The 24,307-nt window shown below is 73.5% G+C and carries 25 protein-coding genes and 1 pseudogene; 13 read left to right on the forward strand and 13 right to left on the reverse strand.

Going from position 1 to position 24,307, the window contains the following annotated elements; genetic code table 11:
• The first annotated feature begins 49 nt into the window (after positions 1-49).
• Entirely contained in the window at positions 50-895 is an 846-nt protein-coding gene (locus GCU60_RS16885) for an SMP-30/gluconolactonase/LRE family protein (protein ID WP_163207366.1), read from the forward strand.
• 48 nt (positions 896-943) lie between these two features.
• Here GCU60_RS16885 and GCU60_RS16890 read toward each other — a convergent pair whose 3' ends face one another.
• The 6 genes from GCU60_RS16890 to GCU60_RS16915 are packed head-to-tail and all read right to left on the reverse strand — an operon-like array spanning position 944 to position 5,043.
• The gene (locus tag GCU60_RS16890; RefSeq protein ID WP_345770656.1) at positions 944-1,369 is read right to left on the reverse strand and encodes a molybdenum cofactor biosynthesis protein MoaE; all 426 of its coding nucleotides are present in this window, start codon (positions 1,367-1,369) and stop codon (positions 944-946) included.
• Positions 1,366-1,947, reverse strand: a complete 582-nt coding sequence (locus tag GCU60_RS16895; RefSeq protein ID WP_163207368.1) for a nucleotidyltransferase family protein — start codon at positions 1,945-1,947, stop codon at positions 1,366-1,368. Before GCU60_RS16895 ends, GCU60_RS16890 begins: the two co-directional genes overlap by 4 nt.
• A 42-nt stretch (positions 1,948-1,989) precedes the next feature.
• Positions 1,990-3,036, reverse strand: a complete 1,047-nt coding sequence (locus GCU60_RS16900; RefSeq protein WP_163207370.1) for an ABC transporter ATP-binding protein — start codon at positions 3,034-3,036, stop codon at positions 1,990-1,992.
• Positions 3,033-3,836 carry an ABC transporter permease gene (locus tag GCU60_RS16905; RefSeq protein ID WP_163207372.1) on the reverse strand — a complete coding sequence of 268 codons (804 nt, stop codon included), beginning with the start codon at positions 3,834-3,836 and terminating at the stop codon, positions 3,033-3,035. The genes GCU60_RS16900 and GCU60_RS16905 overlap by 4 nt, the downstream gene beginning before the upstream one ends.
• Positions 3,833-4,657 (reverse strand): molybdate ABC transporter substrate-binding protein, encoded by an 825-nt coding sequence (gene modA, locus GCU60_RS16910; protein WP_163207374.1) that lies wholly within the window; start codon positions 4,655-4,657, stop codon positions 3,833-3,835. The genes GCU60_RS16905 and modA overlap by 4 nt, the downstream gene beginning before the upstream one ends.
• Positions 4,654-5,043 (reverse strand): TOBE domain-containing protein, encoded by a 390-nt coding sequence (locus GCU60_RS16915; protein ID WP_163207376.1) that lies wholly within the window; start codon positions 5,041-5,043, stop codon positions 4,654-4,656. Before GCU60_RS16915 ends, modA begins: the two co-directional genes overlap by 4 nt.
• Before the next feature lie 317 nt (positions 5,044-5,360).
• Here GCU60_RS16915 and GCU60_RS16920 point away from each other — a divergent pair, with 317 nt between their 5' ends.
• The 7 genes from GCU60_RS16920 (at position 5,361) to GCU60_RS16950 (ending at position 13,245) form a co-directional block, all read left to right on the forward strand.
• Positions 5,361-5,618, forward strand: a complete 258-nt coding sequence (locus GCU60_RS16920) for a hypothetical protein (RefSeq protein WP_163207330.1) — start codon at positions 5,361-5,363, stop codon at positions 5,616-5,618.
• A 4-nt stretch (positions 5,619-5,622) separates the two neighbouring features.
• Entirely contained in the window at positions 5,623-7,047 is a 1,425-nt protein-coding gene (locus GCU60_RS16925) for a phospholipid carrier-dependent glycosyltransferase (protein ID WP_163207378.1), read from the forward strand.
• A 78-nt stretch (positions 7,048-7,125) separates the two neighbouring features.
• A complete protein-coding gene (locus GCU60_RS16930) occupies positions 7,126-7,737 on the forward strand; it encodes a hypothetical protein (protein ID WP_163207380.1) in 612 nt (203 codons plus the stop codon).
• Between the two features lie 46 nt (positions 7,738-7,783).
• Complete coding sequence (locus GCU60_RS16935; protein WP_163207382.1) at positions 7,784-9,496, forward strand: RecQ family ATP-dependent DNA helicase; 1,713 nt, start codon at positions 7,784-7,786, stop codon at positions 9,494-9,496.
• A gap of 119 nt (positions 9,497-9,615) precedes the next feature.
• Entirely contained in the window at positions 9,616-11,271 is a 1,656-nt protein-coding gene (locus GCU60_RS21735; RefSeq protein WP_163207384.1) for a carbamoyltransferase C-terminal domain-containing protein, read from the forward strand.
• Positions 11,272-11,495: 224 nt separating this feature from the next.
• Positions 11,496-11,900, forward strand: a complete 405-nt coding sequence (locus tag GCU60_RS16945; protein ID WP_239521346.1) for a DUF4383 domain-containing protein — start codon at positions 11,496-11,498, stop codon at positions 11,898-11,900.
• Between the two features lie 133 nt (positions 11,901-12,033).
• Positions 12,034-13,245, forward strand: coding sequence for an acyl-CoA dehydrogenase family protein (locus tag GCU60_RS16950; RefSeq protein ID WP_163207388.1), 1,212 nt, complete (start codon positions 12,034-12,036; stop codon positions 13,243-13,245).
• Positions 13,246-13,330: 85 nt separating this feature from the next.
• Here the strand turns inward: GCU60_RS16950 and GCU60_RS16955 are convergent, their stop codons facing one another.
• Positions 13,331-13,531: a hypothetical protein gene (locus GCU60_RS16955; protein WP_163207390.1), complete on the reverse strand. Its 201-nt coding sequence runs from the start codon at positions 13,529-13,531 to the stop codon at positions 13,331-13,333.
• 70 nt (positions 13,532-13,601) lie between these two features.
• Complete coding sequence (locus tag GCU60_RS16960; RefSeq protein WP_163207392.1) at positions 13,602-13,811, reverse strand: hypothetical protein; 210 nt, start codon at positions 13,809-13,811, stop codon at positions 13,602-13,604.
• A 130-nt stretch (positions 13,812-13,941) separates the two neighbouring features.
• On the opposite strand from GCU60_RS16960, the gene GCU60_RS16965 reads away from it, so the two are divergent.
• Complete coding sequence (locus GCU60_RS16965) at positions 13,942-14,892, forward strand: acyl-ACP desaturase (RefSeq protein WP_163207394.1); 951 nt, start codon at positions 13,942-13,944, stop codon at positions 14,890-14,892.
• A gap of 7 nt (positions 14,893-14,899) precedes the next feature.
• Here GCU60_RS16965 and GCU60_RS16970 read toward each other — a convergent pair whose 3' ends face one another.
• Positions 14,900-15,418, reverse strand: coding sequence for a GNAT family N-acetyltransferase (locus tag GCU60_RS16970; RefSeq protein ID WP_345770657.1), 519 nt, complete (start codon positions 15,416-15,418; stop codon positions 14,900-14,902).
• 92 nt (positions 15,419-15,510) lie between these two features.
• On the opposite strand from GCU60_RS16970, the gene GCU60_RS16975 reads away from it, so the two are divergent.
• Both GCU60_RS16975 and GCU60_RS16980 read left to right on the forward strand, forming a co-directional pair.
• On the forward strand, positions 15,511-15,777 hold the full coding sequence (locus tag GCU60_RS16975; RefSeq protein WP_345770658.1) for an ArsR/SmtB family transcription factor: 267 nt from the start codon (positions 15,511-15,513) through the stop codon (positions 15,775-15,777).
• Positions 15,778-15,809: 32 nt separating this feature from the next.
• Positions 15,810-16,196 carry a VOC family protein gene (locus GCU60_RS16980; protein ID WP_163207400.1) on the forward strand — a complete coding sequence of 129 codons (387 nt, stop codon included), beginning with the start codon at positions 15,810-15,812 and terminating at the stop codon, positions 16,194-16,196.
• Between the two features lie 20 nt (positions 16,197-16,216).
• Here GCU60_RS16980 and GCU60_RS16985 read toward each other — a convergent pair whose 3' ends face one another.
• Positions 16,217-17,749 (reverse strand): LCP family protein, encoded by a 1,533-nt coding sequence (locus GCU60_RS16985; RefSeq protein ID WP_163207402.1) that lies wholly within the window; start codon positions 17,747-17,749, stop codon positions 16,217-16,219.
• 149 nt (positions 17,750-17,898) lie between these two features.
• Here GCU60_RS16985 and GCU60_RS16990 point away from each other — a divergent pair, with 149 nt between their 5' ends.
• A complete protein-coding gene (locus tag GCU60_RS16990; protein WP_163207404.1) occupies positions 17,899-18,702 on the forward strand; it encodes an exodeoxyribonuclease III in 804 nt (267 codons plus the stop codon).
• Here GCU60_RS16990 and GCU60_RS16995 read toward each other — a convergent pair.
• From GCU60_RS16995 to mobF, 3 genes and pseudogenes are all read right to left on the reverse strand, one after another.
• The gene (locus GCU60_RS16995; protein WP_163207406.1) at positions 18,699-19,820 is read right to left on the reverse strand and encodes a tyrosine-type recombinase/integrase; all 1,122 of its coding nucleotides are present in this window, start codon (positions 19,818-19,820) and stop codon (positions 18,699-18,701) included. The two genes, GCU60_RS16990 and GCU60_RS16995, sit on opposite strands and share 4 nt — an antisense overlap.
• A gap of 94 nt (positions 19,821-19,914) precedes the next feature.
• Positions 19,915-20,166 carry a helix-turn-helix transcriptional regulator gene (locus GCU60_RS17000; RefSeq protein WP_163207407.1) on the reverse strand — a complete coding sequence of 84 codons (252 nt, stop codon included), beginning with the start codon at positions 20,164-20,166 and terminating at the stop codon, positions 19,915-19,917.
• A 270-nt stretch (positions 20,167-20,436) separates the two neighbouring features.
• Positions 20,437-23,118, reverse strand: a pseudogene (gene mobF, locus GCU60_RS17005) (MobF family relaxase); the annotation flags it as partial.
• A gap of 321 nt (positions 23,119-23,439) precedes the next feature.
• On the opposite strand from mobF, the gene GCU60_RS17010 reads away from it, so the two are divergent.
• A partial coding sequence (locus tag GCU60_RS17010; protein WP_163207411.1) for a DEAD/DEAH box helicase family protein occupies positions 23,440-24,307 on the forward strand: 868 nt, incomplete at its 3' end.

Genomic DNA, 24,307 nt, shown 5'->3' on the forward strand with positions numbered 1-24,307 from the left:
ACCCCCGTCCTGCGACAGGATCGGCGCAACGAGGTGCGAGGAGGAGCACGTGCGCGCTGAGCAGGTGACCGGGCCGGTGGCCGAGCACGGCGAGGGACCGGTCTGGTGGCCCGGCTGGGGCGGGCTGCGCTGGGTGGACCTCACCGCCGGCGACGTCCTCTCCCTCGCCGGTGACGGAACGGTCCGGCGCACCCGCGTCGGGGAGGTGGCGGCGGCGCTGCGCCCCCGTCGCGGCGGCGGTGCCGTCATCGCCGTCGAGCGCGGCTTCGTCCTGGAGGACGCCGACGGCGCACTGCGGCCGCTGGGCGAGCTGTGGACCGACGACGGCGTCCGCATGAACGACGGCGGCTGCGACCCCGACGGCCGGTTCTGGTGCGGCACCATGGCCTACGACCAGACCCCGGGTGCGGCCGCGATGTACCGGCTGGACGTGGACGGCAGCGCGCGGCAGGTCTTCGGTGGGGTCACGGTCTCCAACGGCCTGGAGTGGAGCCGCGACGGGCGCCTCGCCTACTACGACGACACGGCCACCCACCGCATCGACGTCTTCGACTACGACCCCGACGGTGGGCTGACCGGCCGCCGTCCGTTCGTGACCCTCGACGACGGCGGGCTGCCCGACGGGCTCACCGTCGACGCCGAGGGCGGCGTGTGGGTCGCGCTCTACGGCAGCGGCGCGGTGCACAGGTACGACGCCGGCGGCCGGCTCGACGCGGTGGTCGAGCTGCCCACGCCCAAGGTCACCGCCTGCACCTTCGGCGGCCCGGCGCTCGACCAGCTGTTCGTCACGACCTCGCAGGAGGGCATGCGCCCCGGGGAGGACCCGCTGGCCGGTGCGCTCTTCCGGGTCGACGCCGGCGTGCGCGGCCTGCCCGCCCGCACCTTCGCCGGCTGACGGGTTCGACCGCCTCCGGGCCGGCGGCCGGACCTCACGCCGCCCGGGTCAGGGGCAGGCCACCCACTCCTCCGCGCCGTCGGTGAAGACCTGCCGCTTCCAGATCGGCAGCCGCTTCTTCACCTCGTCGACCAGCTCGGCGCAGGCGGTGAAGGCCTCGCCGCGGTGCGAGGCGCTGACCGCGCAGGCCAGTGCGACGTCGCCGATGCCCAGCAGTCCGATCCGGTGGCTGACCGCCACCGCGTGCACGCCCGGCCGGGCGGCGAACTCCTCGGCGAGCTCGACGATCACGTCGGTGGCGGTGGGGTGGCCGACGTACTCCAGCTCGGTCACCGACCGTCCGCCGTCGTGGTCGCGCACCACGCCGGAGAAGGAGACGACGGCGCCGGCGGCCTGGTCGGCCACGGCGTCCTCGTGCTCGGCGACGGACAGCGGCTCGTCGACGACTCTGGCCATCCGGCGCCCGGCGATCACGGCGCCGAAGGTACCCCGGGCGGCGGGACGTCGAGGTCGGCCGGATCGGCCAGCCCGGTGCAGTCGACCTCCGTCACCTGGTGGGTGGACAGGTAGCCACGGGCGCCCTCGTCGCCGGTCGCCGTCCCGATCACCCCGGCCCAGTGCTCGCGGCCGAGCAGCACGGGGTGGCCGCGGACGCCGTCGTAGGTGGCGACGGCGAGCGCGTCCGGCGCGGCGTGCGCGGCGACCGCGGTCAGCGCCGCGGGCGTCATGCCCGGCATGTCGACGAGGGTGACGAGCGCGGCGTCGACGGTCCCCGGGAAGCCGCGCAGCCCCTCCAGCCCGGCGCGCAGGGAGGAGGCCATCCCGGTCTCCCAGTCCTTGTTGGCCAGCACGGTGGCCCCGGTGAGGTCGGCGCTGCGCCAGACGTCCACCGCCCGCGCGCCGAGGACGACCAGCACGACGTCGCACGCCGCCCGCGCCGTCCGCACCGCCCGCTCCACCAGCAGGCTGCCCTCGTACTCGACCAGCGCCTTGGGCATCCCGTAGCGGCGGCCGCCCCCGGCGGCGAGGACGACGGCGGCGGCGCTGCTCATGCCCCCACCCTCTCAGGGCCGAAGTGGCGATAATGGCCGGGTTCAGCGGGCGTAGACGGCGACCTCGGTGGCCTTGACCGCCGCCCACACCTCGGCGCCGACGGTCAGGCCGAGTGCGGCGAACGCGGTGGCGGTGACGTCGGCGACCAGCGGCACCTCCCCCGCCAGGTCGCACCGGACCGTGGCGCCGTGCGGGGTGGCGCCCACCACCCGTGCCCGCCACACGTTGCGCGGACTGCCCTCGGGCCGGGCCACGTGCAGCGCGACGGACTCCGGGCGCACGGCGGCGAACACCGGCCCCGACACCTCCTGCGCCACCGCCACCGTGCCTCCGCCGTCGAGCCGTACCTGGCCGCCCTCCCCCGTGCCCGGCAGCAGGGAGAGCCCGACCAGGCGCGCCACGTAGTCCGTGCGCGGCCGGCGGGCGATCTCCTCGGGCGTCCCCGACTGCACGACCCGGCCCTCCTCCACGACGACGACGCGATCGGCCAGGGCCAGCGCGTCCACCGGGTCGTGGGTGACCAGGACCGTGCTGCCGGCGAACTCCGCGAGGTGCCGGCGCAGCTCGGCCCGCACCACGAGCCGGGTGCGGGCGTCCAGCGCGGACAGCGGCTCGTCGAGCAGCAGCACCGCGGGATCGCCGACCAGCGCCCGGGCGAGCGCGGCCCGCTGGGCCTGACCGCCGGAGAGCTCCGCGGGGCGCCGGCTCCCGGCACCGGGCAGCCCGACCCGCTCCAGCCAGGCGTCGGCCGCCGCCCGGGCGGGCCCCTTGCCGGTGCCCCGGGTGCGCAGGCCGAACGCGACGTTGTCGGCGACGGTCAGGTGCGGGAAGAGCAGCGCGTCCTGGAATACCATGCCGACCGATCGCCGGTGCGCCTCCAGGTGGACACCGGCGCCGTCCCAGGTGCGCCCGTCGACGACGACGGAGCCACCGTCGGGCGGCAGCAGCCCGGCCAGGACCCGCAGCAGCGTGGACTTGCCCGCGCCGTTGGGGCCGAGCACGGCGAGCACCTCGCCGTCGGCGACCTCGACGTCCACGGCCAGGTCGAGGGCGCCGCGTCGCAGGGCGACCGCCGCGGACAGGCTCATGCGAAGCCCCGCCCGAGCCAGCGGTCCCGCAGCAGCAGCAGGGTGGCCAGCGAGACCGCCAGCAGCACCACCGACAGCACGATGGCGGCGTCCGGGTCGCGCTGCAGCGCCAGGTAGACGGCCAGCGGCATCGTCTGCGTCGTCCCCGGGAAGTTGCCGGCGAAGGTGATGGTCGCGCCGAACTCGCCCAGGGCCCGGGCCCAGCAGAGCACGGCGCCCGCCGCGACCCCGGGCGCGACCAGCGGCAGCGTCACCCGGCGGAAGGTCGTCCAGCGGCCGGCGCCCAGGGTGGCGGCGACGTCCTCGAACCGGCCGTCGGCGGCCCGCAGCGCCCCCTCCACGCTGATCACCAGGAAGGGCATCGCCACGAACGTCTCGGCGATGACCACGGCGGTGGTGGTGAAGGGGATGGTGACCCCGAAGGCGTCGTCCAGCCAGCTGCCCACGATCCCCTGGCGGCCGAGGACCAGGAACAGCGCGACGCCGCCCACCACCGGCGGCAGCACCAGCGGAACGGTGACCAGCGCCCGCAGCACGGTGCGCCCGCGCGCCCGCGACCGGGCGAGCACCCAGGCCAGCGGGACGCCGAGCAGCAGCGACAGCCCGGTGGCGAGCGTGGCGGACACCAGCGACAGCCGCAGCGCCTCCCCCACCCCCGGCGCGGCCAGCTGCGCGCCGAGCTCGGACCACGGCGTGCGGACCAGCAGGCCTCCCAGCGGCAGCACCAGGAAGACGACGGCCAGCGCGGCGGGGACCAGCAGCGGGGCCGGGACGCGGGTCCGGTCGGGTGCGCGGCTCACCGCGGCGGAAGGAACCCGGCGTCCGCCAGCGCCTGCCGGCCCTCCTCGGACCGGACGAGGTCGACGAACGCCTGCCCGGCGGCCGCGTTGGGCGCGTCCTCGAGGACGCCGATCGGAAAGGAGTTCCTCGCCGCGATCCCCTCGCGGAAGCCGAAGGCGAGGACCGAGTCGCCCGCGGAGCGGACGTCGGAGACGTAGACCAGGCCGGCGTCGACCTCGCCGAGCTGGACCTTGGTGAGGACGGCGCGCACGTCGTCCTCGTACGTGTCGGGCGCCCCGGTCAGGCCGGCCGCCTCGAGGACCGCCGCGGACAGCGCTCCGCAGGGCACCTCCGGGGCGCAGACGGCCATCGTCGCATCGGCGGGTACCAGCTCGGCCAGGGACGGCGTGCCGCCACCTCCCGGCAGCGCGACACCGTCCGGGTTGTCCGCGGGGACGGCGAGCATGAGCGCGTTCTCGGCGAAGACGACGGCCCCCTCGACGAGCGCCGCCTCCTCCACGCGGGCCATCTGCGCCTCGTCGGCGGTGGCCAGCACGTCGGCCGGCGCCCCCTGCAGCACCTGGGCCGCCAGTGCGGAGCTGCCGGCGAAGCTGAACCGCACCTCCAGCTGCGGGTTGGCGGCCTCCAGCTGCTCCCCCAGGACGGCGAAGACGTCGGTGAGCGAGGCCGCCGCGAGCACGGTGAGCGTGCCGGTGATGCCGGGATCACCGGGTCCTGCCGGGCCCTCCTCGGCCGCGCCGGGCGGCGCGTCGCCCACGGTGCTCCCGCACCCGCTCAGGACGAGCCCGAGGACGAGCAGCGCGGCCGGACGGCGCCTCACGGGACGTCCACGCTGACCTGGGTGGCCTTCACCGTGGCGACCGCGCGCACCCCCGGCTCCAGGCCCAGCTCGTCGGCGGCCTCCCGGGACATCAGGGACACCAGCCGGAAGGGCCCCGCCTGCAGTTCCACCTGCGCCATCACGGTGTCCCGCACGACCCGGGTGACGATCCCGGTGAGCCGGTTCCGGGCGGACGACGGCGTGGCTCCCGGCTCCGGCGCGTTCCGGAGCTCGGTGGCGATCCGGGCCAGGTCGGCTCCGTCGACGACCGCCGGCCCGCCGGAGCGCCGGGCGGACAACCGACCGGCATCGATCCAGCGGCGCACGGTGTCGTCGCTGACGCCGAGCAGCGCCGCCGCTTCGGCGATCCGGTACTCGGCGCCCATCTGCGCATCATAGATCCGCAGATGCGGACCTACAAGCGTCCTCCACCCGCAGGTACGGAGCCGGCCCATCGACCTCGCACCGTCCCGACGGCTCGGTCCACCGCCGCACAGCAGCCGCCCGGCGTCGCACCGCCCGGGCCGCCACGGCGCATCCGCATCCCGCGGATTCGCACCGACGTCGGCAGCCATCCATTCCACCGACATCATTTTCGGACTGTTCCGTGATCTTTTTGTAAAAGGTGGAAAGCGTGTATGGATCACGACGACGGACATGCATCCCCGTACGAATGTCGTCGATGCATGTGACAGGAATTGACATGAACAGGATCACCCGTGGCGTGCTGGGCGCCTCCTTCTCCGGCCTGCTGGTCTTCGGCGTCGCCGCCTGCGGCGACGAGGAGGGCGAGGTCGAGGTCACCGAGACCGAGCAGGTCACCGAGACCGAGGAGTCGGAGACCGAGGTCACCGAGACCCTCGAGCCCACCGAGACCGAGACGGAGACCGAGGAAGAGGTCGTCGAGACCGAGACCGAGGTCAGCACGGAGACCGAGACCGAGTTCAGCACCGAGAACTGACCCTGTGATCGCTGCCGCGGAGCAGCCGGCACAGGGAGCAGCGGGCGGCGCCTCCGGGCGTCGCCCGCTCCTCTCGTGGGGGGTCCCCCTCGCGCTGCTGTGCCTGGCGGCCGTCGTGCGACTCTGGGACCTCGGCGATCCCGACCGGCTGTTCTTCGACGAGAAGTACTACGCCGTCGACGCGCAGGACTACGTCACCCGCGGCGTCGAGGAGAACAAGCCGGCCCATCCCCCACTGGGCAAGTGGGTGATCGCGCTGGGCATCCAGCTCTTCGGCAACACCCCCTTCGGCTGGCGGATCGGCGTCGCCGTCGTCGGCTCGCTGACGGTGCTCCTGGTCCACCTCTGCGGGCTGCGGCTGTTCCGGCGGACCGCCCCCGCCGCGCTGGCCGCGACGCTGGTCGCCCTCGACGGGCTGTCGGTCACCACCAGCCGCATGGCGATGCTGGACGCGACCCTGGCGCTGTGCGTGGTGCTGGCCTTCTGGCTGGTGCTGCTGGACCGGGACGCCCGCCGGGCCGGCCGGGACGCCGACGAACCGCTCGGACCCTCGGCGGTCGGCTCGCGGTACCGCTGGCTGGCCGGCCTGGCACTCGGCCTGGCGGTGTCCACCAAGTGGGCGGGCCTGCTCGCCGTCGCGGCCGTGGGCCTGCTCGTGCTCGGCACCGAGCTCGCCGGTCGCGGCGAGGGCGCGCGGCGCACGCTGACCCGCGGGCTGGCCGTCGCCGGCGGCGCCGTCCTCAGCCTGCTCGTCGTCCCCGCGGCCGTGTACCTCGCCAGCTTCGCCGGCTGGTTCGCCTCCTACGAGGACAGCTACGCCGGCGCCCGCGCCTGCGGGCCCGGAGCCTGCTCGGCGAGCCCCGCCGAGCGGCTGGACACCTGGGGGGCGAGCCAGCTCGACCTGGTGCGCATGCACCGGGAGCTGGAGGCGACGCACCCCTACCGGTCCGACCCGCTCGGCTGGATCTGGATGGAGCGGCCGGTCCTCGTCTACGCCGAGAGCTGCACCGCCGAGCAGCAGGCGGCCGGTGAGTGCGAGGTCCCGCGGGGGACCGTCGCCCGCATCACGCTGGTCGGCAACCCCGCGCTCTGGTGGCCGGCCCTGCTGGCCTACCCCGTCCTGCTGTGGCGGGCGCTGGTCCGTCGCGACGGCGTCGCGGCGTCGATCGCCGTCCCGCTCCTGCTGCTGTGGCTGCCCTGGCTGGCCGCGGGCAAGCCCGGCTACTTCTTCTACCTGGTCCCGGCCGTGCCCTTCATCGCCCTCGCCCTGGTGCGGGCGGTCCAGCTGACCCCCCGACCCCGGCTGGTCGGCGGGGTGCTGCTGGGCCTCAACGTCGCCGCCTTCGCCTTCTTCGCGCCCATCTGGCTGGGCATCCCCCTGGACCGTGATCTGCTCGACCTCAGGTACTGGCTGCCCTCCTGGCGGTGAGGGCCGGGCTAGCGTGCCCTCGGAGCCGGCCCGGGGCGACGCCGGAGCGGGACGGACCGGCGGCGGGCGGAGGACGCGGTGGACCGGCTGAGGACGGCGGTGCGCGAGCAGCTCGCCCCGGTGGCCGTGCTCGGCGTCGGCAGCGCGGGTCTCCTGGCGCTCGGGATCGCCGCCGGCCGGGACAACTGGGCGGTCTACCTGCTGGTCGTGGTCGCCGGCGCCGCCGCGGTCGCCCGCGTGCACCTGCGGGTGGGACTGAGCACCCCCACGATCTGGGGCCTGGTGGCGTTCGCGCTCGGGCACCTGGCCGGCGGGATGGTGCCGGTGGGCGACGGGATCCTCTACCAGCAGTGGCTGGTCGACGGCGTCCTCCGCTACGACAACATCCAGCACGCCGTCGGCTTCGGCTTCGTGGGCCGCGCCGGGTGGGAGGTCCTGCAGCACCGCCTGGCGCCGGCCGGGGACGACCGCCCCCGCGTCGCCCTGTGGATCGTCGTCCTGGCCGCCGCCGCCGCGGGTGCGGTGAACGAGATCGCCGAGTACCTGCTGACCCTCGTCCTGCCCGAGCACCAGGTCGGCGGCTACGACAACACCGCCCGCGACCTGATCGCCAACCTCCTCGGCGGGCTGGCCGTGGGCTGGTGGACCGCCCGTCGGATCCGGGCCGCCACGAGGGCCCCGACCCGGTGAGCGGAGGCACCGTTTGTCGATCACGGCGGCCGGGGAGACGCTGCGGGTGCCTTCCCCCTCCGAGCGGGACAACCCCGCCGGCGCCTCCGCATCCGTCCGCACCCGCCGCATCCGCGAGTTCGCCCGCGACGTCCTCGGCCACGACGGGTTCCGCCCCGGGCAGGAGCGTGCGATGCAGGCCGTGGTCGGTGGGCGCGACACCCTCGCCGTCCTCCCCTCGGGTGCCGGCAAGACCGCGATCTACCAGGTCGCGGGCCACCTGCTGGACGGTCCGGTCGTGGTGGTGTCCCCGCTCATCGCCCTGCAGCGGGACCAGGTCGAGCGCCTGACCGAGCTCGCCGACCGGGCCGGCGGGGCCGCCCAGCTGAACTCCACCCTGTCGGCAGCCGACCGGCGCCTGGCCCTCGACGCACTGCGGGACGGAACGGTCCGCTTCCTCTTCCTCGCGCCCGAGCAGCTGAGCAAGCCCGACGTGGTCGACGAGATCGCCGAGGCCAAGCCCGCCTTGTTCGTCGTCGACGAGGCGCACTGCGTCTCCGCGTGGGGCCACGACTTCCGCCCGGACTACCTGCGCCTGGGCAGCGTCGTCGAGCACCTCGGCCACCCGGTCGTGCTGGCCCTCACCGCCACCGCCGCCCCGCCGGTGCGGGCCGAGATCGTCGAGCAGCTGGGGATGCGGGACGCGGAGGTCGTCGTGGCCGGGTTCGACCGGCCCGAGATCCGGCTGGAGGTCGACCACCACGCCGACGCGCACGGCAAGGAGCAGGGCGTGCTCGACCGGGTGCTGGCCGAGATCGGCGACGGCCGAGGCCCGGGGATCGTCTACAGCGCCACCCGCCGCGGCACCGAGGAGGTCGCCGCCCGCCTCGCCGACCGCGGGCTCCGGGCCCGGCACTACCACGCGGGCCTGAACAAGGCCGCCCGGGAGGACACCCAGCGGGCCTGGATGACCGACGAGCTCGACGTCGTCGTCGCCACCACCGCGTTCGGCATGGGCATCGACAAGCCCGGCACCCGCTTCGTGGTGCACGCCGAGCCCGCCGACTCCGTGGACAGCTACTACCAGGAGATCGGCCGCGCCGGCCGGGACGGAGAGCCCGCCCTCGCCGTCCTGGTCTACCGGCAGGAGGACCTCGGCCTGCGCCGCTTCTTCGCCGCCGGGACGCCCGCGGAGGAGGAGCTGCAGCAGGTGGCCGGCCTGGTGAACGCCGCGGCGGCGGCCGGCATCGAGGACGGCGTGGCCGTCAAGGAGCTCCGCGAGGAGACCGGCCGGGCCGCCAGCCCGCTCGCCCGCGACCTCAACCTGCTGGAGCAGGTCTCGGCCGTCGTCCTCGACGAGGAGGGCGCCGCCTTCCCGGCCGACGGCGCACCGTCGCCCGCCGAGGCGGCGGAACGGGCCCGGCAGCTGGCTGAGCACCACGAGAAGGTGGACCAGAGCCGGGTGGAGATGATGCGCGGCTACGCCGAGACCACCGAGTGCCGACGCCAGTTCCTGCTCGGCTACTTCGGCGAGCAGCTCGACGAGCCGTGCGGCAACTGCGACAACTGCTCCGCCGGCACGGCCCAGGAGCACCCGGGGGCCGGGGACCACGACAGGCCGTTCCTGGTGGAGACCCCGGTCGAGCACACCGAGTGGGGCCGCGGCGTGGTCATGCGCGTCGAGGACGACCGGATCACCGTCCTGTTCGACGACGTCGGCTACAAGACGCTCGCGCTGGCCGCCGTCCTGGAGCACGACCTGCTCCGCACGCGCGGCTGAGCCGCCGCCGGGGGAGAACGCTCGGGCTGCGGGTTCCGCGGCCCGGCTCGATGATCAACACCGATGACGGGTCGGCGCCCGGAGCAGTCGGGCAGTGACCCAGGAAAAGGAGCACGCGCGTGAAGGTCCTCGGCATCAACGCGATCTACCACGACCCGGCGGCGGCGCTCCTCGTCGACGGGAAGGTCGTCGCCGCGGCGGAGGAGGAGCGGTTCAGCCGTCGCAAGCACGGCAAGCGCCCCCTGCCCTGGAGCGCCTGGGAGCTTCCCGAGCTGTCGGCCGCCTGGTGCCTGGCGGAGGCCGGCATCCGGCCCGAGGACCTCGACGCCGTCGCCTACTCCTTCGACCCCGAGCTCATGGGCTCGCCGGAGGACTCCGGGCTGGACGACCCGGGCGACGTCATGCGCAAGATGTACGCCGAGAAGGCGCCGGAGTTCCTGGCCCACGCGCTGCCCGGCCTGGACCCGGCGAAGGTGCGCTTCGTGAAGCACCACGTGGCGCACGCCGCCTCGGCGGGGCTGGCCGCACCCACCCAGGACAACTCCGTCCTGGTGCTCGACGGCCGCGGCGAGGCGCACAGCCACCTGGCCGGCCGCTACGTCGACGGCCGGCTGGAGGTGCTGGCAGGCCAGTCGCTGCCGCACTCCCTGGGCCTCATGTACGAGGACCTCACCGACCACCTCGGCTTCCTGCGCAGCTCCGACGAGTTCAAGGTCATGGCGATGGCCTCCTACGGCAAGCCGCGGTTCGCCGGCGCGCTCTCGGAGCTGGTCATGGCGACCGAGGACGGCGGCTTCCGCACGCCGAAGATCGACTTCTCCGAGTTCGCGCCGCGGCTGCGCAAGGGCGAGAACTGGACCTCCGACCACGCCGACCTCGCCGCCAGCGTGCAGCTGCGCACCGAGGAGGTGCTGGTCGACCTCGCCCGGTGGCTGCACGAGCGGACCGGGGACCGGACGCTGACCCTCGCCGGCGGCGTCGCGCTCAACTGCGTGGCCAACACCCGCATCCTCGCCGAGAGCCCGTTCGAGCAGGTGTGGGTGCAGCCGGCTGCCGGCGACGCCGGCACGGCCCTCGGCGCCGCCCTGCACGTGGCCCGCGAGCTGGGCGAGGAGACCCAGCCGATGCCGGGTGCCGCCCTGGGCCGCGGGTGGAGCGACGACGAGATCGAGCAGGTCCTCCGGACGGCGGCGATCGACTACGAGCGACCGGACGACGTCGCGGAGACAGTGGCCGAGGTGCTGGCCGACAACGGCATCGTCGCCTGGTTCCAGGGCCGCAGCGAGTACGGCCCGCGCGCCCTCGGGTACCGGTCGCTCATGGCCCACCCCGGCTTCGAGGCCAACCTGGAGCGGATGAACGACGTCAAGGGCCGCGAGCAGTTCCGTCCGGTGGCTCCCATGGTGCTGCTGGAGCGGGCCCCGGAGATCTTCAGCCGCGGGCCGATCCCCTCCCCGTACATGCTCTTCGTGCACGACGTCGCCCCGGAGTGGAAGGACCGCATCCCCACCGTCACCCACGTCGACGGGACGGCGCGGATCCAGACGATCGACCCGGAGGCGTCCCCGCTGGTGCACCGGATGATCTCGGCGTTCGAGCGGCGCACCGGCATCCCGGTGGTGGTCAACACCAGCCTGAACACGGCGGGCCGCCCGATGGTCGACGACCCGCGCGACGCCCTGGAGTGCTTCGGCTCCGCCCCGGTCGACCTGCTGGCGATCGGCCCGTTCGTCGTCCGCCGGTCGAAGGCCACCTCCCGCGCGGCCCGGGACTGAACCGCCGGGGCCCCGGTCGCCGAACACCGGCACGAGGGCCCCGGGGCCGTCCGTCGCGCAGGTGACGGTTCGGCAACGACCGTCGCTCCAACGGGGGACGGCCGTTACTCCTGCTCAGGCAGGGGTACAGGCCCGGCAGCCCCCCGCCAGGACCTGGCGGGGCAACCACATGGGAGGACAAGATGTCTGCAACAGCCGGCAACACCGGTGCGGATCGTCAGGGCATGACGTGGCCGCAGATGCTGGCTCTCGCGTTCGGGGCCATCTACCTGCTGATCGGCATCATCGGCTTCTTCATCACCGGGTTCGACGACTTCTTCGCGCACGACACCAACGAGACGTTGCTCGGCTTCGAGATCAACGGCATGCACAACGTCGTGCACATCCTGATCGGCGCGGCCGGCCTCGCCCTGCACCGCACCCTGTCGGGCGCCCGCACGTACGGCTGGCTGCTGGCCATCGGCTACGGCGCCGCCTTCGTCTACGGCCTCATCGCCATCGGCGAGACGTGGGACTTCCTCAGCATCAACGCCGCTGACAACGTCCTGCACATCGTCACCGCGATCGTGGGCCTGGTCATCGCCCTCGGCCCGGTGCGCGACGCCGTGACCGGCCGCACGCGCGCCTGACGTAGCACCCGGCCGCAGCAGCGGCCACCGGGCGGAGCCGGGTCCCGTCGTCCACACGGACGACGGGGCCCGGCTCCTGCCGCATCCGCACCCCGATGCGACGGCCGTCACGCTGCGGCGTTACGTTCCAGGCATGGACTTCGCTCTCTCCGCCAAGGCCGAGGACGTCTGCGCACGCGCGTGGGACTTCATGCGCGAGCACGTGTTCCCCGCCGAGGCCGTCTACGACCAGTGGCGGGCCGAGCGGGGCCACGACAACCACGAGCACCCGCCGGTGCTGGAGGAGCTGAAGGCCGAGGCGCGCAAGCGCGGGCTGTGGAACCTCTTCCACCACGAGGTGGGCGGGCTCTCCAACCTCGAGTACGCCTCGGTCGCCGAGATCACCGGCTGGTCGCCCGTCATCGCCCCCGAGGCGATGAACGTCGGCGCGCCGGACACCGGCAACATGGAGACCCTGATGCTGTTCGGCACCCCCGAGCAGAAGGAGCGGTGGCTGAACCCGCTCCTGGAGGGCGAGATCCGCTCCGGCTTCGCCATGACCGAGCCCGACGTCGCCAGCTCCGACGCCCGCAACATCCAGACGTCGATCGTCCGCGACGGCGACGAGTACGTGATCAACGGCCGCAAGTGGTGGATCACCGGTTCGGCCGACGAGCGCTGCCAGATCTTCATCGTCATGGGCAAGACCGACCCCGACGGCCAGCCGCACCGGCAGCAGTCGATGGTCCTCGTGCCCCGCGACACCCCCGGCCTGGAGATCGTCCGCCACCTGCCGGTGTTCGGGTACCAGGACCAGCACGGCCACTCGGAGCTGCGCTTCACCGACGTCCGGGTTCCGGTGGGCAACATCCTCTCCAGCGAGGGTGACGGCTTCATGATCGCCCAGGCCCGGCTCGGCCCCGGCCGCATCCACCACTGCATGCGCGCCATCGGCATGGCCGAGCGGGCGCTGGCGCTGATGGTGGAGCGCACCAAGAACCGGGTCGCCTTCGGCCGGCCGCTGGCCGACCAGGGCACCGTGCGGGAGGCGATCGCCCTCTCCCGCATCGAGATCGACCAGGCCCGCCTCTACGTGCTCAAGACCGCGGACCTCATCGACAAGTACGGCGCCAAGGGCGCGAAGACCGAGATCTCCGCGATCAAGGTCGCCGCCCCCAAGGTGGCGCTCGACGTGATCGACCGCGCGATCCAGGTGCACGGCGGCGCCGGCGTCAGCGACGACACGGTCCTGGCGCGCTTCTACGCCAGCGCGCGCACGCTGCGCATCGTGGACGGCCCGGACGCCGTGCACATCCGCGGCGTCGCCAAGGAGGAGCTGGCCCGGGAGCGCCCCTTCACCGGCTGACCCCGCACCTCACGCACTCAGGTGGCCCGGACCGCTCGCGGTCCGGGCCATCGCCGTCCAGGGGCCGCCGCGACACGTCGGGGAGTCAGGGACTGAGCGTCGTCCCGAAGCCGCCGCCGGCCAGCTTGGCCATGAGCTGCGTGCGGTCCAGCCCCACGGCGGCGAGCTCGTCCCCGTGCTGGTCGGTGTCGATCGCGTCGGGCAGGTCGCGCTCCACCTTGTCCGCGGTGTCGTTGTCGCCCTCCGTGCGCAGCACCCGCACGAGCTCCTGCTTGTCCAGCTTCACCTGGTTCCTCCATCCGTCGGTTCCCGGGAGTGTGCTGCCGGTCACACCGCCTCCGCAACGGGGGGCGGCCTCAACGACGGGCCGCGCGCCGCAGCAGGACGGCCCCGACGACGGCCAGGACGACGGCGACGACCAGCTGGGCGACGCCGACGACGACCCGGTCGCCGGCGAACCAGGTCGGCGCCGAGACGAGCAGGACCGCGGCGATCCCGAGCACGAGCAGGCCGACCGGCCGTTCACGAGGGGCGGGCGGCGGCGGGGACGGCTCGGGAGCTGACATGCCCCCACCCTGCCAAACCCCGCTGCGCGCGCTCGGCTGCGGCAGGGGCGCGCGACCCGCGGAGGAGCGCGGACGGGGTCGCGTCGGCGTAGCGTGGGAGGACGCAGGTCGCGTCGACCCGGAGGTCCCCATGCCCCAGACGTCCCCGCAGGCAGCCGTGCTGACCGAGCTGGAGCCGGTCGTCGCGGAGAACCTCGACCGGCACATCAGGATGGCCAAGGAGTGGCATCCCCACGACTACGTCCCGTGGGACGAGGGCCGCAACTTCGCCTTCCTCGGCGGTGAGGACTGGTCCCCGGAGCAGTCCCGGCTGGACGCGACGGCCAAGGCCGCGATGTTCGTCAACCTGCTGACCGAGGACAACCTGCCCAGCTACCACCGCGAGATCGCCACCCGATTCGGCCGGGACGGCGCGTGGGGGCAGTGGGTGGGCCGCTGGACGGCGGAGGAGGGCCGGCACGGCGTGGCGCTGCGCGACTACCTCGTCGTCACCCGGGGCGTCGACCCGGTCGAGCTGGAGCGGGCCCGGATGGACTACATGACCACCGGCTACGACTCCGGCGACAAGAGCCCGCTGGAGGCCGTCGCGTACGTCTCCTTCCAGGAGCTGGCCACCCGGGTCTCGCACCGCAACACCGGCAGGGCCACCGGCGACCCGATCGCGGACAAGCTGCTCGCCCGCATCGCCACCGACGAGAACCTGCACATGATCTTCTACCGCAACCTCGTCACCGCGGCGTTCGACATCGACCCCGACGAGACCATGCGGGCCGTCGCCACCGAGGTCATGAACTTCGAGATGCCCGGCGCGAACATGGCCGACTTCCGGAGGAACTCGACGATCATCGCCAAGGCCGGGATCTACGACCTGCGGCTGCACCACGACGAGGTCGTCGCGCCCATCCTGCGCACTTGGAAGGTCTTCGACAGGAGCGACTTCGGCCCCGCGGGCGAGCAGGCCCGCGAGCAGCTGGCCGAGTTCCTGACCGGTCTCGACGCGCAGGCCACGAAGTTCGTGGAGAGCCGCGAGCGCATGCGGGCCCGGATGGCGGCGAAGGGCGAGGTCGCCGTCCAGGTCTGAAGAGGGTTCAGAGCGGGCAGGCCATGACGATCTCGTCGCGGTCGTCGCCGGGCGCGACGCGGATGGCGCCGGGCAGCCGGCCGACCTCGCGGTAGCCCAGGCCCTTGTAGAACTCGTCGACGCCCGTGCCGCCGCGGGCGGTGAGGTGCAGGAACTCCCACCCGCGCTCCCGGGCGATCCGGTGCACCCCCTCCATCAGGACCCGGCCGAGGCCCTGGCCCTGGCGCGAGGGGTGCACCTGAACCCGCAGCACGGTCCCCCAGTGCCGGCGCAGCGGGCTCAGTGACCCGACGACGCTGGCGAACCCCGCCGTCCGGCCGTCCACCACGAGCTGGGCGAGCACGTCCCGGCCGGAGTGCACGCCCTCCAGCAGCTTGTCGAGCAGCGGGACGACGTCCTCACCCGTCACCGGGGGCACGAAACCGACGGCCCCGCCGGCGTTGGTCACGTCGACCCAGCAGGCGAGGAGCTCCGCCCGGAGCCCTTCGTCGACGACGGTGACGGAACGGACGACAGCGGCGGGCACGCGCCCATTCTCCGCCTCCCCACGCCCGGCCGACGCGGGGCCCCGGCTCGGGGGTCTTGTCATGCAAGCAGATGCTTGCCTATGGTGGCGGCGTGGGGGACGTGTTCAAGGCCCTCGCCGATCCGACCCGGCGGGCCATCCTCGACGAACTGCAGGAGCGGAGCGGCCAGACGCTGTTCGAGCTGATCTCCCGGCTGGTCTCCCGGCACGGGCTCACCTCGTCGCGGCAGGCCGTCTCCCAGCACCTGGAGGTCCTCGAGGCGGCCGGTCTGGTGCGGACGCGGCGCGAGGGCCGCTACAAGTTCCACGAGCTGGACACCGCCCCGCTGAGAGCCATCACCGACCGGTGGCGGCTGTGACACCGAGGTGCGAACCCCCCGAGGAGGGAACCGTGCGGATCACCCTGACCAGCGTGTTCGTCGAGGACCAGGAGAAGGCGCTGCGCTTCTACACCGACGTGCTCGGGTTCGTGACGAAGAACGACGTCCCCATGGGGCAGCACCGCTGGCTCACCGTCGTCTCGCCGGAGCAGCCCGACGGCGTCGAACTGGTGCTCGAGCCCGACGAGCACCCGGCGGCGAAGGCCTACAAGGCGGGGCTGGTCGCCGACGGCATCCCGTACAACTCGTTCTCGGTCGCCGACGTCCAGGCCGAGTACGACCGGCTCACCGCGCTGGGGGTCACGTTCACCCAGCCGCCGACGGCCATGGGCCCGGTGACCACCGCCGTGCTGGACGACACCTGCGGCAACCTGCTGCAGATCGCCGCCATGAACTGACGCCCCCCGCGGCCGAACCCTCAGCCTTCCCGCGTCGGCGGCTTGCCCTCGGCCCGGGCCTCCTCCGCCTGCGCCCGGTCGTAGGCGCACGCGTCGGCGACGTCGTCCACCGGTGCCGGTGCGGGCTCCGGCGCCGGTCCGCCCACCTGATCGGTCGGTGGGGCCTCCCCGGTGGACGGATCGGCGGTCTCGGCCGGCGGGGGGTCGAGCGCGTCCTGCACGAGCCGCCGGATCTGGTCGAAGTCCGGATAGGCCGGGTCGATGACGGTGTCGTCGAAGACGACGCTGCGGATCTCGGTGTCCTTGACCAGGAACGCCAGGTCGACGAAGTCGTCGAGCACCGACCGGGGGATGTCGGTGCTGACGATGTCCTCCGTCGTGCGGGCGAGCTCCTGATAGCGCTGCAGCAGCGTGACCGGGTCGGCGGCGTCGACGATCGCCTCGATCGTGCACCGCTGCCGGTCCATCCGGTCGTAGTCGGTCAGCCCGTAGCGGCCGCGGGCGAAGGCCAGCGCGGTGGCGCCGTCCATCTCCCGGTTCGGCCCCGGCGCGATGTAGGCGTCGGGGAGCTGGCGGGTGCCCGGGATGCCGTTGATCGGCACGTAGTAGTTCACGTTGACGGTGATGCCGCCCAGGGCGTCCACGAGCCGGCTGAAGCCCTCGAGGTTGACCAGCACGTAGTAGTCGAGGCGCAGCCCCAGCGCCTCGCCGACACCGAGCTTGAGGAAGTCCGCACCCGGGTCGTCCGTCGGCCCGAGGACGTCGGGGTGGGCGGCCGGGCCGTTGCGGTAGACGGCGTTGAGCAGGCTCTCGCTCTCGCTGCCCGCGTCGAAGCCGTCGGGGTACAGGTCGCCCAGCGGGGAGTCCGCCGGGAACGGCAGCTCCTCGAGGTTGCGGGGCAGGCTGAACAGCACCGTGTCGCCGGTCTCGGTGTCGGAGCTGGCCACGATCACGGTGTCGGTGCGCACGCCCTCGCGCCCCTCGCCGCCGTCGCCACCGAGCAGCAGCACGTTCACCCGCTCGCGGTTGCCGAACAGGTCCGGGGTGTCGGGCACCGTCGCCGACTGGCGGTCGTCGGCGAAGACGCCGTCGATGAGGTCGCGGGAGGTGAGGACGACGTGCCCGGCCAGCGCGGCCGGAACGGCGATGCCGGCCACGAGCAGCGCGACGACGACCGCACCGACCACGTGCCGACCGCGCGGGATCCCGCGCGGGACCAGCATCCGGTAGCCGGTGACCACGACGACCACCCACAGCAGGGCGAGCACGGCGATCCCGGCCGTGGCGCCCAGCAGGACGTCGGTGTCGACCGCGGCCCGCGCGGCCAGCCGCTGGCCGGCGGTGGCCAGCCAGACGGCGCCGGCCACGAGGAGCAGGAAGACGGCGAGCACGACGGCGCCCAGCCGCCGGCGACCGGCCGCGAGGTAGCCCGTGCCCGGCACGAGCGCGCCGAGGACGGTCCAGCCCAGCGCCGAACCGAAGCTGCGGGAGCGCCCGCGGGCGGTGTCCCGGTCCTGCCCGCCCGGCGACGGCGGTGCCGTTCCGGCGGTCATCCCGCCACCTCTCGCCGCCGGCCCATGCCGCCATGATCGCACCGTGCGAGCAGGTGGGGGGACGGACGGCGTCCTGCGGGGCAGGGACCGCCCGATCCGGCGACACGGCTCCCCGGAGCCGTCGGACCCCCGCCGTAAGCTGCGACCCCGTGCGCCTGGCCACCTGGAACGTGAACTCCATCCGTACCCGCGCCGACCGGGTGGCGGCCTTCCTCCAGCGGCACGACGTCGACGTGCTGGCCCTGCAGGAGACCAAGTGCCGCGACGACCAGTTCCCCGAGATGGTGTTCAGCGCCCTGGGCTACGAGGTCGCGCACGTCGGCCACTCGCAGTGGAACGGGGTGGCGGTCCTGTCCCGCGTCGGGCTGGACGACGTGCAGGTCGGCTTCCCCGGCATGCCGTCGTGGTCGGCGAAGGAGGGGCAGGAGCCGGCGCCCGAGGCCCGTGCGCTGGGCGCCACCTGCGCCGGCGTCCGGGTGTGGAGCCTCTACGTGCCCAACGGCCGCACGCTGGCCGACCCGCACCTGCAGTACAAGCTCGAGTGGCTGTCGGCGCTGCGGTCCAGTGCGGCCGGCTGGCTGGCCGACGACCCGTCGACGCCGGTGGCGCTCGTCGGCGACTGGAACATCGCGCCCCAGGACGACGACGTGTGGGACATGTCGGTGTTCGCCCACTCCACGCACGTGTCCGACCCCGAGCGGGCCGCCTTCCGCTCCGTCGTGGACGCGGGCTTCGCCGACGTCGTCCGGCCGCACGCGCCCGGCCCCGGCGTCTACACCTACTGGGACTACACCCAGCTCCGCTTCCCCCGCCGCGAGGGCATGCGCATCGACTTCGTGCTCGGCTCGTCGGCGTTCGCCGGCCGGGTGACAAATGCCCTGATAGATCGTGAGGAGCGCAAGGGGAAGGGCGCCAGCGACCACGCCCCGGTCGTGGTGGAACTGGCCGACTAGCGAACCGCCGGTGCGTCTCGGGGCACATTAGGGGCACAGGCAGCATTGGCCGTTGCCCACGCCGAATCGATGGCGCTCCGCGTCCGGTCGTCCGAGCCCGGCATCAGGTGGCCGTAGGTGCTCAGGACCAACGAGGCGTCCTCGTGCCCCAGCCGCTCGGCAATCGCCACGACCGACTCGCCGGCGGCCAGCAGGACGCTGGCGTAGTGGTGCCTCAGGTCGTGGCTCGTGGTCCCCTCGGGAAGTCCCGCCTTCGTTGCCGCTCGGCCGAGCAGGTCGTACCCGTAGTAGACGTGCCCGAGCGGGCTTCCCATCCTCGTGGTGAAGATCGTCCCGTCGTCACCTGCACGGTAGGCGGCAAGGTGGGCCGCGAGCGCATCGAGCACGACGTGGGGAGCCGGGATCGTTCGCTTCGATCGCGGCGTCTTGGGCTCGCTCCGCTCCCCCTTCGATCCCACGGTGAACTGCCACTCGATCCGCACCGTCCGGCGCAGGAAGTCGACGTTCTCCACCCGCAGCGCCAGCAGTTCGCCGATACGCAGGCCAAGCCCCGCCTGTACGACGACCATGGCCCGGTACCGCCCGGGCAGCGCCGCCGCAAGCGCCGCGACCTGCTCCACTGTGAGCGGCACGACCCGCTCCTTCTCGTGGCGGGGAAGCTGTACCCGGACGACCGGGGAGGACGCCACGAGTCGGTCGAGCACCGCCGCCGCGTAGACGCTCCGCAGCAGCCCGACCGTCTGTCGGAGCGTGGTCGGGGCCAGCACCTTGCCCCGGTCGGTGGCCCACGCCTGGACCTCCGACGGGCGCACGTCTGCGAGCCTCCGGCCGCCGAGCCTCGTCCCAGCGATGTGCAGCCGGACCATCATCTCGGTCCGCCTGGCCGTCGTCGGACGGTGTGGACGGCTCTCGGCCCACCGCTGGGCGTATTCGGCGACCGTGATCCTCGACGGTTCGATGTAGGTGCCGCGCAACTTGTCCGCCTCCACGGTCGCGGCGTACCGGTCGGCGTCGCCCTTCTTTGGGAACGACTTCTTGCGCTGTCTGCCCTGGTCGTCCCGCCACCGCGCTTGGTAGGTCGTCCGCCCGTCGCGGATCCGCTTCTCGACGCTCGCCATGACTTCCTCCTCCAAGTCCCTCGACGCGGGCCGGCTGCCATTTTTTTGGGACGAAACAGCTCGGACCGCAGCATGCCCGAGGAGTCTGACGAGGTCAGAGCTGACGAGCGGACTGCGGCCCTTCCCACTGCCCGCTCCCGACGGCGCCTCGGTTGCCCAGCTGGGCGTCGATCCAGCTGTGCAGGTCGTCGGAGCGGTAGAGGACGCGGCGGCCGAGGCGGAAGCTGCGCGGACCGGTGCCCAGGTGGCGCCAGTACCGAAGGGTGGCCACCGGAGCGCGGAGCAGCTCGGCGGCCTCGGTGATGGTGAGCAGTTCGGGCTCGCGGCGGGCGGAATCGTCGGACATCGCTGGCTCCGGTGGGCTCGGGTGGGATGTGCTCCGTCACTGGAGAAGGCGCCATTTGGGGGCGATTGGTGACAGCCGACCACCGATGACTTCCGAAATTCTCCAGTTCTCCTCCTGTTGCTGGCGTCCGGGCCCGCGGCCGGCCGGTGGAGGCGGCCCTGCTCACCGGCCGATGCCCGGCGCGACGCCTCCACGGGCGAGGGATGGTCCCCGCCGCTCCGCCTCGGGCCGGGGGACGCTCGGTACCGGCGCGACCGGCCGCGGGGGAGCGGCTGCCGTCCGGTCGCTCGACCGGCCCTGGCGGTCGCGGGCGGCCTCTCGAGCGGCCAGCTCGGCCGCGTGGCCGGGGCCGAGGTCGGCCCGATCGCGGCCGAAGACGGCGATCCACTGCGCCCGGGCCTCCGCCACGTCGGCCGCGACGAGGTGCGCGGTGTTGGACAACCGTCCGCGGGTCATGCCGACGTACGCCGAGGCCGCGCCGGTCTGGTCACCGATCACCACGTGCGCGGCGGGAACGGTGTCACCCTGCACGCCGTACGCGGTGCTGGCGTAGGCCAGCTCCACGTGGTCGGTGACGTAGTCGGCGGGCAGCACCCGGATCCGGGCGCCGGCCGGGGAGACATCGCCCCGGGAGACGTCACCGGTGGCGGTGCCGGCGGTGACCAGCAGCCCGCCGCGTCGCCCGACCGCGTTGACGGTCCACGTGTCTCGGTTGGCCACCTCCAGGTTCCGGTCGTTGCGCCGGGTGGCGATCCTGTCGCCGGCGCCGATCCGCTGACCCGCCCGCGTGGTCACCACCCGGAGGTCGTCGACGCGGCCATCGGTGACCAGCCGGTTGCGGATGGCGGCGTTGAGCTCGGTGACCTGCTCGCGGGTGTCGGCCACCACGGCGACGTCGGCCGCCCGGTGGTCGTGGGCGGTGGTCGCGGCCAGGGCGTCCTGCAGTGCTGCGTGGTCGGGGTGCAGGTGAATCCGGCCGCGGGCGAGGAGGGCGTCGAACACCGCGCCCGGGGTGTCACCCCGCCGCATCGCCAATGTCAGCTCGGCGTACTCGGCGTCCGGAGCCGACTGGCCGGTGCTGTCGGTGCGGGTGAAGCGGTGCACCGACTCCAGAGTCACGTGGGCGGCGGGGTCGACCTGAGCGGCGGCCAGGTCCAGGACACCGCCGCGGCCGACCGCGGCGAGCTGGTGGCGGTCGCCCAGCAGCGCCAGCCGCGCCCCGGCCTCGTCGGCGACGGTGAGCAGAGCGCGGGCGGTGTCCTGGTCGAGCATCCCGGCCTCGTCGACGATCAGCAGGTCGTCGGGCCGCAGCCGGGCCTCCTCCTGGGGCGCCGTGTGGATGTGGCCGGTGACCGGGTCGACCTCGCCGAGGACAAGTCGCCTCCACCCGCCGTGCTCGTTCCAGCGCCAGCCGTGGGCGAAGACCAGGGATGCCGCCGTCCCGGTGGTCGCGCCGACCTCCGCGCGGGCCGCTTGGGCGGCCTTCAGCGTCGGGGTCACCACGACGAGCCGCCGCCCCTGCCGCTGCAGCAAGTCGCGGGCAGCGGCCAGCGTGGTGGTCTTGCCCGTGCCGGCCGCGCCCTCCACGACGATCAACCGCCGGTCGCCGGCCAGGACTGCGACCGCGGCGGCCTGACCGACATCCAGGATCTGGACAACGCCGGCCGGCAGCGGCGCCGGCCGCGGTGTACCCAGCGGTGGCCGACCGGCGCGGGCGGCGAACCGGGAGACCAGGTCGGCCTCCACGTCGAGCACCGGCCGCGAGGTCCAGGACCGGACGTGTTCCGGCACCCCCTCCCGGTCCACCAGGGGAACGCACCGGCCCAGGGCGCGGGCGGTGAGGTCCTCGGCCAACTCGAGGCGCACCGCCGGGTCGGCGACGATGCCCTCGGCGGCGATCAGCCGCTCGACCTCGCCGCGGACGTCGGCCGTGTTCCAGGCCGACCGGCCGGCGGCCAGCCGGGTCAGCACGGTGTCGACGGCAGCCTCCCGGTCGAGCACGCCGATCCGAGTCGGCGCCAGCGCGACGGGGTGGGCGGGCTCGCGGTAGCCCAGTGACCCCAGCTCGGCTCGCCACCGCGCCACCAGGTCGACCCCGGAGCGGGGGATGACTTTGTCCGGGCGCCCCTCGGCCCAGGCGCGGGCGTCCCAGGCGCGCCGCAGCGCCGGACCGGCCTGCTCTCCGGGGTGCGCCGCCATCCAGTCGCGTTCGTAGCGGTCCAGGTTGCGCCCGATCTGCGCCGCCCGTGCGCTGAACGGGCCGACGTAGGCGGCAAGCTCCAGTACTTCTCCAGTCGCATCCAGGGTGTAGCCGTGCGCGGCGAGTGCGGCCCGGAACTGCGGATCGCAGGCGACCGCAGCGTGCCCGATTCCGTTGATGGCGGCGAGGAAGTCACGCACGCCGACGGTGTGCAGCCCGCGCCATTGTTCGGCGGCGAACACCCGGGCGCCGATCTGCAGGTGCAGATGCCGGTGCGGGTCTCCGGCGCGGGAGGTGTAGTGCCGCACCGTCACCGCCTCCAGGATCTCCACCGGCACCTGGACCTGGCCGCCGCGCGGGCCGACCCGGGTGGTCGTGTGGGCGGCGAGCCAGCCGATGATCTGAGCGGCGGCGCGGTCCTGCGCGGCGTCGTAGGCGGCCGCGACGTCGTCGTGCATCGCGGCGGCCAGCGACCAGGACTTCGGGCCGTTGACCACCACCTCGACGAAGCGCACCGCACGCTCATCGGTGCGCAGCCGCCCCCGTGGGGCACCGGTATTCGGGTCGCGGCCGGCCACCCAGGTTTCGTAGGTCTCCCCCGTGAGCGGCGCCCGCTCGGCCACCCGTCCGTCGCAGGCCACGAAGCGGCGGGCCAGGCCGGTGCCCTCGGTCAGGTAGTAGTCGTCTGCTCGGCCGCGGTCAGACTCCAGATACGCCCGGGCGGCTGCCGCCGACCCGGCGTACACCTTCATTCCACCGCGCATTTCCAACGCCACCCAACAATGACCAACAGGTCACCCCTAGAAACGGCGATGGGCCCCGCAAAGCGGGGCCCGGACTACCTCTATTGGTAGCATGCGTGCCGATTCGCGTGGAGGCTTGATTGGCGCTATCTCGAGCTGGATATGGCGGGTTATTCGAGGCGCGCCGACCGAGTAGTCAAATATCATTGGGTACGACAAGGGCCACGATCAGTACACCGTTCAGATGGATCGGTGACCCACCCCGCGCGGATGACAGGGGCGCCGACCTGGCGAGAATCGAACCGCGGGGGTTCTACGCTGGCGCCCGCGATGGACGAGGACGTGCAGCTGGGGAGGCTCGCCGCCGAGCAGCGGGCGCGCGTCCTGATCGACGGTCAGCTGGAAGCCGCGGGCTGGGTGGTGCAGGACCGTCGCGATCTGAACCTCTTCGCCGGTCAGGGCGTGGCGGTGCGGGAGTCGATCATGGCGCCCGGGCACGGCCGCGCCGACTACCTGCTGTATGTGGACAAGCGGGCGGTCGGCGTCATCGAGGCGAAGCCGCAGGGCACGACGCTCTCCGGTGTCGAGTGGCAGTCGTCGATGTACGCCGAGGGGCTGCCGGCCGAGGTGCGACTCAAGGCACTGACCGTCGACGGGCGGCTGCCGTTCGTCTTCGAGGCCAGTGGCAGCGAGACCCATCTGACCAACGGCTATGACCCCGTTCCGCGGGCCCGGCGGATCTTCGCCGTCACGACGCCGGCCACGCTGGCCCGCTTCGTACGCGAGGCGGAGGCCGACCCGGAGAACCCGACCTGGCGCGCCAAGGTCGCCCACCTGCCACCACTGGACGTCACCGGTCTCCGGCCAGCGCAGATCACGGCCATCACCGGCATCGAGCGATCGCTGGCCGAGCAGCACTTCGACCGTTCGCTGGTGCAGATGGCCACAGGGGCCGGCAAGACGTTCACCGCTGTGACGGCGGCCTACCGGCTGCTGAAGCACGGCGGGTTCCGCCGGGTCCTGTTCCTCGTGGACCGCAACAACCTGGCCGACCAGACGCTGGCCGAGTTCGGCAACTACCGGACGCCGGACGACGGCCGCCGGTTCACCGAGATCTACAACGTCGACAAGCTCACCGGCGCCGGCATGCTGACCAGCACGCACGTCGCCATCTCCACGATCCAGCGCGTCTACCGGG

The sequence above is a fragment of the Blastococcus saxobsidens genome, from assembly GCF_010682065.1.
Lineage (GTDB): Bacteria > Actinomycetota > Actinomycetes > Mycobacteriales > Geodermatophilaceae > Blastococcus > Blastococcus saxobsidens_B.